Source organism: Nonomuraea sp. NPDC001684, assembly GCF_053596515.1.
In genome coordinates this window covers 1-9,377 of the sequence record NZ_JBSFGJ010000369.1, presented here as the reverse complement: position 1 = coordinate 9,377, position 9,377 = coordinate 1, and the positions used below count along the sequence as shown (strand labels likewise).

The following is a 9,377-nucleotide window of genomic DNA, read 5'->3' as shown; positions in this document are numbered from 1 at the left end:
GGCAGCTCGAAGGCGCTCTTCACGGGCTGCGCCGCGACGTCCCGGTAGAAGACGGTGTTCCACGGCGTGAACAGCTTGCTGGTCGAGACCTCGATACGGGGCCCGAACAACGGGCCCAGGTCGCCCATGAGAGCACCCGAACCGGGTCCGAGGCCGTCCACGCGAGCACGCGGACCGGATCCCAGGCCGTCCATGAGAGCACTCCGATCGGAGCCGAGGCCGTTCATGACAGCACTCCGACCAGGTCGGCGCGGCCGGAGAGCACCATGGTCAGGGCCCGGTCGCGGTCGGGTTCCGGTTCGATCAGCAGTGCGGGCAGTCCCGCGCGCATCCGTGCCTCCTCGCACAGCCGGGTACGGGTCAGGGCCGTGCCGCCGTGCACGGCGACCAGGGTCGCGCCGGCCGCTGCGAACCCGGACAGGTCGGGCAGCCCGTCCTCGGTGTCCGGCGCCTCCACCAGGGCGCCCCACGCGCCGGGCAACGGCGTCGCGGAGAGCGGCAGCTCGTTCTTCCCCCGGACGGCGGCGGGCGCGCCGTCCGCGCCGGGCAGGACGTCGAGCAGCCGGCCGGACGCCGACCACCCGGCGGCCTCGAAGCCCGTCTCCAGGGGCGCGGCGCCGTGCAGGTCCCGCCACCGGCGATGGGCCGACGCCACGAACCCCGGCGCGCGTCTGGCCAGGCGCGCGTCGGAGATGCTGCGGGACAGGAAGTGGTAGGCGAACTGCCACGGCTCCAGGGCGTCGTGGTAGCCGCCGAAGCTCTCCCACCAGGCGAGGCTGGGCCGCGCCGAGTCCTGGATGTGCCGGACCGGCGGCTGGGCGGCCCGCTCGTAGCTCGCGAGCGCGGCCGCCAGGTCGCCGGGGTGCCCGGCCAGCGCCCGCGCGAGCGCGACGGCGTCCTCCATGGCCATCTTGGTGCCCGAGCCGACGGAGAAGTGCGCGGTGTGCGCGGCGTCGCCGAGCAGCACGACGGGCCGCGGGGCCGTGGTGTGCCAGTGGCGGGTGCGGCGGGTGCGGAAACTGGCCCACCGGGAGTTGTTGGTGAGCAGCCTCCCGCCCTCGATGTGCTCGGCGAACAGCGTCTCCAGGTACGCCTTGGAGCGCAGGTCGCTCACCCCGGGCGGCCGGCTCTCGTCGAACGCGTCGAGACCGGCCCGCCGCCAGGACGCCTCGTCGGTCTCCACGATGAACGTCGACATGGCGCCGGAGATCGGATACCCGTGCACCGCGAAGACGCCGTCAGGGCCGCGTTCGTGGACGAAGGTGAGCCCGTCGAAGAGGTGGTCGGTGCCGAACCAGATGAACTTGGCCGCGGCGGTCTCCACCTGGGAGCCGAGGCCGGGGCCGAGCTCCTCGCGGATCCGCGAGGAGGCCCCGTCGGCGGCCACCACCAGGTCGTAGCCGGCCAGGTCGGCGAGCCCCACCTCGGTGGAGAACCGCAGGTCCGCCCCGACCGCGCGGGCCCGTTCCTGCAGGAGCAGGAGGAGCGTGCGCCGGACGACCGCGGCCATGCCGTTGCCGCCGCACCTGATCCGCTCGCCCTTCAGCCGGACCTCGATGTCGTCCCAGTGCCTGCCGTGCTCGGCCAGGGCCGCGCGCAGCACGGGGTCCGCCTCGTGGATCGCCTCCAGGGTCCGGTCGGAGAAGACCACCCCGAAGCCGAAGGTGTCGTCGGCGCGGTTGCGCTCGAAGACGGTCACCTCCGACGACGGGTCCGCCTGCCGGATCAGCGCGGCGAAGAACAGCCCGCCGGGCCCGCCGCCGGCCACCGCGATGCGCATGGCCCGCTACTCCCTGGTCGCCGGGCCGAGGATCCGGCCGAGCACGGCGCTCAGCGCCGCCTCCGGATCGTCGGCCATCGACGCGGACCGCCAGGCCACCATGTGGTCGGGACGGACCAGGAGCACCCCGTCGTCCCCGACCTCGGACAGGGCGCGGTAGTCGCCGTAGCTGTCCTCGTAGTCGCAGCCGCGGCCGATCGACCGCACCCGGACGGGCACGCCCAGCCGCTCGGAGACGCGCTCGGCCGCCTCCCGCCAGGCCGCGCCGCCGATGCCGGTGAGCAGGGTGAACCGGCCCCGGCCGCACAGGTCGAAGGTGGAGACGCGCTGCTGGTCCCTGGTCAGCCACACGTGCGGCAGGTGGCGTCCCGGACGGGTGGAGGCGAAGTAGTAGACCTCCTCGTCCCGCGGCGCGGGCTGCTCGGGCGTGCCGTCGGGCACGATCGCGCCGGACGTGTAGTGCTGGTTGGTCTCGACGCCGTGCGTGTTGAAGCACATGATCGTGGCCTGCATCGCGGCGTCGAACGCCTGCCGCCGCTCGCCGCCCTCGGCCGTCGGCGGCAGCAGGGCGTCGAGGGCGGCGCGCAGCTCCTCCGCGCCGGAGGCGGGCGGCAGGCGCAGCGCCATGAAGAGCTGCGGCATCAGCCCGTCGCTGCGCTTGGCGCGCTGGACGATCTGCCTGGCGACCGGCAGCCGCTCGTCCCGGTAGCTGTCGAGCAGCGCCGGGGCAGCCTCGCCGCGCACCACCATGGCGAGCTTCCAGCACAGGTTGTAGCTGTCCTGGATGGAGGTGTTGGAGCCGAGGCCGTTCATGGGCGAGTGCCGATGCACGGCGTCGCCGACGCAGATGACCCGGCCCGCCATGTTGTCGGTGGCGTAGACGTCGTTGACCGCCCAGGTGGAGATCGACTCGACCTTCACCGGCACCTGGTCGTCGCCGATCAGCTGGTGGGCGATGCGGACGCCGTCCTCCTCGGTGAGCGTGGGCTGACCGGCGTTGACGTCGTAGCCCCACACGCCGACCCACTTGGTCCACGGGCGCACCATGCGCAGCACGCCGATGCCGTTGCCGTCGTGGCCGACGCCCGGCTGGACGAACCAGTACATGTCACCCGGACGGTGTTCGACGAAGCGGGTGAGGTCCGCCTCGAACACCACGTTGATCGAGCCGCCGAGCCCCATCTTGCCGACCAGCGGCAGGCCCGCCTGCGCGGCGACGGTCGAGTTGCCGCCGTCCGCGCCGATCAGGTACTTGCTGCGGATGCCGTACTGCTGGCCGGTCAGCCGGTCCTTGACCAGGGCGGTCACGCCGTCGTCGTCCTGCGTGAACGTCAGCAGCTCGGTGTTGAAGCGCACCGACGACCCGCGCGCGGCGGCCGCGTTGACCAGGATGGGCTCCAGCACGTGCTGCGGCAGGTCGCACACCGAGCACGGGCTGGCGAGGTCGTGCTCGGCCTTGAAGTGCGGGTGGGTGTACCACGTGCGCAGGCGGCCGAGCTCCTGGCCGGCCAGGCTGGTGGCGTACACGTGCTCGCCCATCAGGTGCTGCGGGGTGGCGTTCCTGGTCACCTCGCCCTCCAGCCCGAGGTCGCGCAGCACCTCGACGCCGCGCTGGTTGGTGATGTGCGCGCGAGGCGTGTTCGAGACCCCGGCGTACTTGTTGAGCACCACGTTGGCGATGCCGTACGTCGACAGCAGCGCCGCGGCGGTGGCGCCCGCCGGGCCGGCGCCGACGATCAGCACGTCCGTCTCCACGACGGGGGTGAGGGTTTCCATGTCAATGGCTCCTAGAAGGGAGGGACGTCAGTGCCGGTGGCCCCAGAGGTCGGGACCGGGGATCTCGGTGACCTGCCAGGTCGCGTCGTCGATGAGCACGCCGCCGCTGCCGAACTCGGTGTGCACGCCCACCGGGGACTCGGCGTAGAAGGAGAACATCTGGTCGTTGCTGTGCCGGCCGAGCGTCATGGTGACCGGGACGTCGCGGTCCAGCACCAGGTCGTAGGTGCGCCCGACCTGGTCCATGTCGGGGACCTCCAGCATGAAGTGGTGCAGGAACGGCTGGTGGATGCCGAAGAACGGGCCGTCCACGAAGGCGATGCTGTGGTGGCGCGGGTTCGTGTGCAGGAACGTGGCCTGGAACGGCCTGCGCATCGTGTCGCTGATCTTGAAGCCCAGGACGTCGGTGTAGAACCGCTGCTGGGCCGCCACGTCCGGGCTGGCCAGCACCACGTGGCCGAGGCCGAGGTCGCCGGTGACGAACCGCTCGATGTCGCGCGCCGAGGTGAACTGCCCCTCGCCCGCCGAGGCCCCGTGGAACAGCTCGACCCGGTTGCCCGCCGGGTCGCGGAAGTGCGCCATGCCGGCCACGCGGCGGATCTCCAGCTCGCGCTGGGTCGCCTGGCAGGCCACGACGCCGTGGTCGCTCAGCTCGTCGAGCGCGGCGCTCAGCGCGCCGGCGTCGGCGACCTCCCAGCCGTAGTAGGCGCCGCCGTCCTGCTCACCGGCCTCGACGGTGATGCGGTGGTGCACGTCGTCGATGCGGAAGTGGGTGGCGCCGTCCTCCCCCGCGACCCGCTGCATGCCGAGGATGTCCGTGGCGTAGGCGGTGAAGGCGTCCGGCTCGCGCGCGGACAGGCCGAGGTAGCCGAGCTGCTTGATGTCCATGCCTGATGTCTCCTGTCGTACGAGGTCAGAACGCGTCGGTGAGGAAGCCCCGCAGCAGCGCCGCGTACTCGGCGGCGCGCTCGATCTGCACCCAGTGGCCGCAGTGCGGGAAGATGTGCAGCTGCGCGTTGGGCAGGTGCTGCTGGAGGAAGACACTGGAGTCGGGGGTGACGAACCGGTCCTCGCGGCCGTGCACGACGAGGAACGGGTGCGGCATCCGGCGCAGCGCCGACGGCGGCACGGCCATCTCGGCGGGCGAGGAGGAGAAGAAGCGCTCGAAGGACCGCCGCACCTCGGGCCGCATGACCTCCTGGTAACGCGTCTCGGTGATCTCCGAGATCGACGTGCCGAGCGCGTCCTCGTCGTAGACGAACCACTTGGTGAGGTTCTCCAGGGCGCTGATCGTCGGGTCCTTGTAGAAGGACACCATCCGCATGACCTCGGGCGTCGGCTGCGAGTGCCCGCCCGCGCTGCCCATCAGGGAGATCCGGTCGAAGCGCTGCGGCGCCGTCATCACCAGGTGCATGGCCAGGGCGCCGCCCATCGAGTTGCCGACCAGGTGCGCCCGCTCGACGCCGCGGGCGTCCATCAGGGCGAGCACCTGCTCGACCCGCATGCGCATCCAGCCGGTCAGGCTGCCCGGCATGTCCTCGGGATGGTCGGTGCGGCCGTAGCCGACGAGGTCGGGCGCCAGCACGTGGTAGTCGTCGCTGAGGGCGGGCATGAAGCCGCTCCAGTTGGACACCGCGTTGGCGCCGGGGCCGCCGCCGTGCAGCAGGATCACGGTCTCGCGGTCGTCGTCGCCGCTTTCCAGAAAAAACGTGGAATAGCCGTTGGTCTCGACGGTGCGCTCGGTCACTGGAATGGGTTCCTTCCCGTGCTGTACGGGCATTGCCCGGCATGATCTGTTGATCGGGCGGACGGCTGTGATCGGCCCGCGGGGCGACGGCGGGGCTTGCCACCCGCACCCCTCGCATTGCTAACTTGTGCGCTGTCGCACCACCGTAGACGGACACCACGTTGATGCGCTTCGTACGATCTGTCGTTAGTTGTCGGCGCCGATCCGACGCTGTGTCGCAGGAGAGGAGCAACCCCGGTGAGCCTTGATGACGCCGTGCAAGATCTGGCCGATCGCCTGGGCGTGGCGCTCGTGGTGGTCGATCATGACCTGAGGATCGCGGCGTTCAGCGTCCACGACACCGACGCGCGGCTCGCCCGGCTGGCCCGGTTGCTCGCCGGCTCGACCGCCCCGCTGACGAAGCCGCTGGTGGAGCAGCATCGGCTGCGCCAGGCCCGGCACGGCGTGCGGGTCCCCCAGGACGACGGCGAGCTGGTCGTGCTGCCGTTGCGCCATGAGCAGCAACTGCTCGGCTACGTCTATTACGTCGAGGACCGGGAGACGCCGCGCGCCGACGACCTGGCGCTGCTGGAATCGGCCGCGCCGGAAATGGGCGCGCTGCTGTCGCTGCGCATCTCCGACCGCCGGCACGGCACCGAGAATTCCCGGCAGCTGCTCGCGGAATTGCTCGGAGAATCGCCGGAGAAACGTGCGGAGGCGGCCGGGAAACTCGTGCGGGACAATCTCATCGACGATGTCGAGCATTATTCGGTGCTCGTTCTCCGGGCCCCCGAATCGGCGCCCAGATCCATTACCCGGCTGGCCGTCGAGGCGACTCTTGAATTCACCACGAGATCGACGACGGTGAAAATCGTCGGCGCCGTTCTCGGGGCCGAAGGAATTGTTCTCTTCCCGCGTCCGGTGAATCGCGACAGGCTCGAACGCGCGCTCGCCGGGCCGGGTCTGGAGGCGGTCGTGGCGGGCGTGGGCGGCGTGCAGCCGTCGCTGGCGCAGGCGGTCGAGTCCTACCACGAGGCCCGGCTCGCCCAGCGTGCCTCGCGCCTCGATCCGCAGCGGTACGGCAAGCGCGTCTTCTGGGACGAGCTCGGCCTCGACCGCCTGTTCCTGCAACTGCCGCTCGACCGGCTGACGCCGAGCCAGTTCCCCGACGGCGTGCGGCGCCTGCTGGACGCGCCGCACGGCGTCGAGCTCGCGGCGACGCTGGAGGGCTACCTCGACAGCGGCGGCGAGATCCAGAGCGCGGCGCGGCGGCTGCGCATCCACCGCAGCACGCTCTACTACCGGCTCGACCGCGTCCGCGAGGTCATCGGCTGCGACATCACGGACGGGTCGATCCGCCTGGAACTGCACGCCGGTCTCCGCATCGCCCGCCTCGCCGGCCTGTGGCCGCACGAATGAGCCCGGCGGCGCGATGGGCGCCGCCGGGCGCCGGGCAGCAGCTTCTTGGCGACCTGGCGGAGACGGCCGACGTCTGCTGCGAGACCCGCAGCGTCCCCGTCCTGCCGCCGGGCCGCGGGCGGCGCGGCCTGCTGAGCGGGCTGTTCGGCGCGTCCAGGGCGGCCGGGCCGGAGGTCGGGCCGTTCACCACGGCGGCCGTCGTCACGCCGGGCGTGATCGTGATCGCCACCGTCACCGACCGGGGCACGCAGGTGCGGCTGGGCGCCAGGCTGGCGGACGTGTCATTGCAAGACGCCGACCCCGCGCTGTATGGACGGGCCACGGGGGTCGACGTGCAGGCGCGGTGGTTCGGGTCGTCGGACGCGAGCTCGTACCTGCTGCCGCTCGACACCGGGCCGGCCGGGCAGGCGTTCCTGGCCCGGCTGCGCGAGCTGACCACCGAGGCCCGGCACAGGTGAGCGGTCGGCCTCCCTTGTGTCAGTCGTCGAGGGCCTGGTAGAGGGTGGTCCAGAAGTCGTTCATCAGGTGGGCCGGGTTCGGGACGGAGTAGCCGAGCTGGCAGAGCAGGATGCCGGTGAGCCCGTTGACCGGGTCGGCGTAGGCCGAGGTGCCGCTGCCGCCGTCCCAGCCGAACTGGCCGACCGGGGCGTAGTCACCGCGGTAGATGCGCACCGCCATGCCCATGCCCCAGCCGCCCTGCTGTCCCTGGCCGAAGGAGATGTGCACGTTGTTCCTGGCCAGGGCGGTACGGGCGTCGTTCTGCTGCGGAGTGAGCCGGTTGGTGGTCATCAGCTCGACGGCGGGCCGGGACAGGACGCGGGTGCCCCGGTGGGTGCCGCCGTTGAGCAACATCCGGAAGTAGGCGTGGTAGTCGTCGGCCGTGGAGACCAGGCCGCCGCCGCCTCCCTGGAACGCCGGCGGCTTGCTCCACCGTCCGCCCTCGGGCTCGTCCCAGACGAGGAACTCGCCGGTGACCGGGTCGGGGGCGTACAGGGCGGGCAGCCGGTCGATCTGGTCGGCGGGCACGTGGAAGCCGGTGTCGGTCATGCCGAGCGGTTCGAAGACGCGCTCGCGCAGGAACTCCTCGAACGGCCGGCCGGTGACCCGGGAGACGAGCACGCCGACCAGGTCGCTGCTGATCTGGTACTGCCACTGCTCGCCCGGCTGGTACATCAGCGGCAGCTCGCCCAGGCGGCGCATCCACTCGTCCGGCTCGGGCATCTCGACCGGCAGGTTCGGGGTGAGGCCCCGCTCGAAGATCGCGTTCATGATCGGCTTGCCCAGCGCGGTGAAGTCCATGCCGAGCCCGAAGGTGGAGGTCAGCACGTCCCGCACGGTGATCGGCCGGTGGGCCGGGACGGTGTCGTCCAGCGGCGCGCCGGGGCTGGTGAGCACGCGCCGGTCGGCCAGCTCGGGCAGCCACGGGTCGACCACGTCGTCCAGCCGCAGCCGGCACTCGTCCACCAGCACCATGGCCGCCGCGATCGAGACGGGCTTGGACGTGGAGGCCATCCGGAAGACGGTGTCGCGGCGCATGGGTGCGCCGCCGTCGTGCCGCATCGTGCCGATCGCCTCGACGTGCGTCTCCTCGCCGCGGCTCACCAGGGCGACCAGGCCCGGGATCCGCCCCGAGTCGACGTGCCGGGCCAGCACCTCGCGCAGCCTGCGCAGCCCCTGCTCGGAGAAGCCGTTCCCGCCGATTGCCATGATCGTGTCTCCTTGTCGCGGTGGTCGATCCGCCGGATCCGTCCGGTCCGGCGTCCATGGGTCAACCCTCGCGAAGAGCCCTGACACGGGGCCGTCACCGCACTGACGCCGCCGCTGACACGACCGTTGCCGGCATGCCGATGCCGCCGGGGGTGAGCCGGCGGCAGAGAGGTGTGTCGTGCTGAGCGGTGTGACGCTAGCGCTTGACGGAGATCAGCCGGTCCACGGCGAACGGGACGATCTGCGGCTGCGCCGCCGTCGTGCGCGCCGCGCTCTGACCGCAGAGCCCCAGCAGCAGGTGGTCGACGGTGGCGTAGTCGATCGGGCTGATCACGATGTTGCCGTTCTCGTCCAGGCTCTGGTACTTCGTGCGGTTGACGCCCATGGAGAGCTGGCGGGCGCCGTCCGGGCTGGTGTAGGAGTCGGTGGCCATGCCGAAGACGCCGCCGCTGTGCCCCCAGAACCGGCCGCACGGCAGGTCGGTGGCGTAGATGCCGAGGCCGTAGGCGCCCGACACGCCGGCCACGGGCACGGTCTTCTGCATCTCGGCCAGCTCGGCCGGGCCGATCAGCCCGCCGCGCAGCAGCACCCGGCAGAACTGGTTGAGGTCGTCCATCGTGGACACGACGGCGCCCGCCGTGGTGATCCACGACATGTTGTAGACGCTGTAGTCCTTGGGCGGGTCGATGAAGCCGAACATCGACTCGTACGCCTTGGAGTGCGGGCCGGGGATGACCGGCGTGCGCGGGAAGGACGTGTGCCGCAGCCCCGCCTTGCGGATGACGTTGCGGGTGATGTACTGCTCGGCGTTCTCGCCCGTCACCTTCTCCAGGAGCAGGCCGGCGATCAGGTAGTTGGTGTTGGAGTAGATCCCCTCCTTCACCTTGTTCGGCCACAAACGTTACGTCTGGTGACTTATCCGGACAAGGGGTCTGGTAGGTCGTACGGATACGAATGAGCTCTGAGGCC

At 71.4% G+C, this 9,377-nt stretch carries 8 protein-coding genes; 2 read left to right on the top strand and 6 right to left on the bottom strand.

What is annotated here, in order from left to right; genetic code table 11:
• Positions 1-223: 223 nt before the first annotated feature.
• Genes ACWCSD_RS40000 through ACWCSD_RS39985 form a run of 4 tightly spaced genes read right to left on the bottom strand, consistent with a single transcriptional unit; the run spans position 224 to position 5,303 of the window.
• Positions 224-1,780 (bottom strand): FAD-dependent monooxygenase, encoded by a 1,557-nt coding sequence (locus ACWCSD_RS40000; protein WP_397159856.1) that lies wholly within the window; start codon positions 1,778-1,780, stop codon positions 224-226.
• A 6-nt stretch (positions 1,781-1,786) separates the two neighbouring features.
• Positions 1,787-3,556 carry an FAD-dependent oxidoreductase gene (locus ACWCSD_RS39995; protein WP_449922684.1) on the bottom strand — a complete coding sequence of 590 codons (1,770 nt, stop codon included), beginning with the start codon at positions 3,554-3,556 and terminating at the stop codon, positions 1,787-1,789.
• A gap of 27 nt (positions 3,557-3,583) precedes the next feature.
• On the bottom strand, positions 3,584-4,444 hold the full coding sequence (locus tag ACWCSD_RS39990) for a VOC family protein (RefSeq protein ID WP_449922682.1): 861 nt from the start codon (positions 4,442-4,444) through the stop codon (positions 3,584-3,586).
• Positions 4,445-4,469: 25 nt separating this feature from the next.
• Entirely contained in the window at positions 4,470-5,303 is an 834-nt protein-coding gene (locus tag ACWCSD_RS39985; RefSeq protein ID WP_397159852.1) for an alpha/beta fold hydrolase, read from the bottom strand.
• A 237-nt stretch (positions 5,304-5,540) separates the two neighbouring features.
• On the opposite strand from ACWCSD_RS39985, the gene ACWCSD_RS39980 reads away from it, so the two are divergent.
• Together ACWCSD_RS39980 and ACWCSD_RS39975 are read left to right on the top strand one after the other, a co-directional pair.
• The gene (locus ACWCSD_RS39980; RefSeq protein ID WP_449922680.1) at positions 5,541-6,701 is read left to right on the top strand and encodes a PucR family transcriptional regulator; all 1,161 of its coding nucleotides are present in this window, start codon (positions 5,541-5,543) and stop codon (positions 6,699-6,701) included.
• Positions 6,698-7,159, top strand: a complete 462-nt coding sequence (locus ACWCSD_RS39975) for a hypothetical protein (RefSeq protein ID WP_449922678.1) — start codon at positions 6,698-6,700, stop codon at positions 7,157-7,159. Before ACWCSD_RS39980 ends, ACWCSD_RS39975 begins: the two co-directional genes overlap by 4 nt.
• 19 nt (positions 7,160-7,178) lie before the next feature.
• Here ACWCSD_RS39975 and ACWCSD_RS39970 read toward each other — a convergent pair whose 3' ends face one another.
• Together ACWCSD_RS39970 and ACWCSD_RS39965 are read right to left on the bottom strand one after the other, a co-directional pair.
• Positions 7,179-8,408: a serine hydrolase domain-containing protein gene (locus ACWCSD_RS39970; protein ID WP_449922676.1), complete on the bottom strand. Its 1,230-nt coding sequence runs from the start codon at positions 8,406-8,408 to the stop codon at positions 7,179-7,181.
• Between the two features lie 196 nt (positions 8,409-8,604).
• Positions 8,605-9,291, bottom strand: a complete 687-nt coding sequence (locus ACWCSD_RS39965; protein WP_449922674.1) for a serine hydrolase domain-containing protein — start codon at positions 9,289-9,291, stop codon at positions 8,605-8,607.
• Positions 9,292-9,377 lie beyond the last annotated feature (86 nt).

What these genes read in the sequence shown, in the direction of transcription:
- ACWCSD_RS39995 (WP_449922684.1), bottom strand. Translation starts at nt 3,556, where the DNA reads ATGGAAACCCTCACCCCCGTCGTGGAGACGGACGTGCTGATCGTCGGC.
- ACWCSD_RS39975 (WP_449922678.1), top strand. Translation starts at nt 6,698, where the DNA reads ATGAGCCCGGCGGCGCGATGGGCGCCGCCGGGCGCCGGGCAGCAGCTT.
- ACWCSD_RS39970 (WP_449922676.1), bottom strand. Translation starts at nt 8,408, where the DNA reads ATGGCAATCGGCGGGAACGGCTTCTCCGAGCAGGGGCTGCGCAGGCTG.
- ACWCSD_RS40000 (WP_397159856.1), bottom strand. Translation starts at nt 1,780, where the DNA reads ATGCGCATCGCGGTGGCCGGCGGCGGGCCCGGCGGGCTGTTCTTCGCC.
- ACWCSD_RS39990 (WP_449922682.1), bottom strand. Translation starts at nt 4,444, where the DNA reads ATGGACATCAAGCAGCTCGGCTACCTCGGCCTGTCCGCGCGCGAGCCG.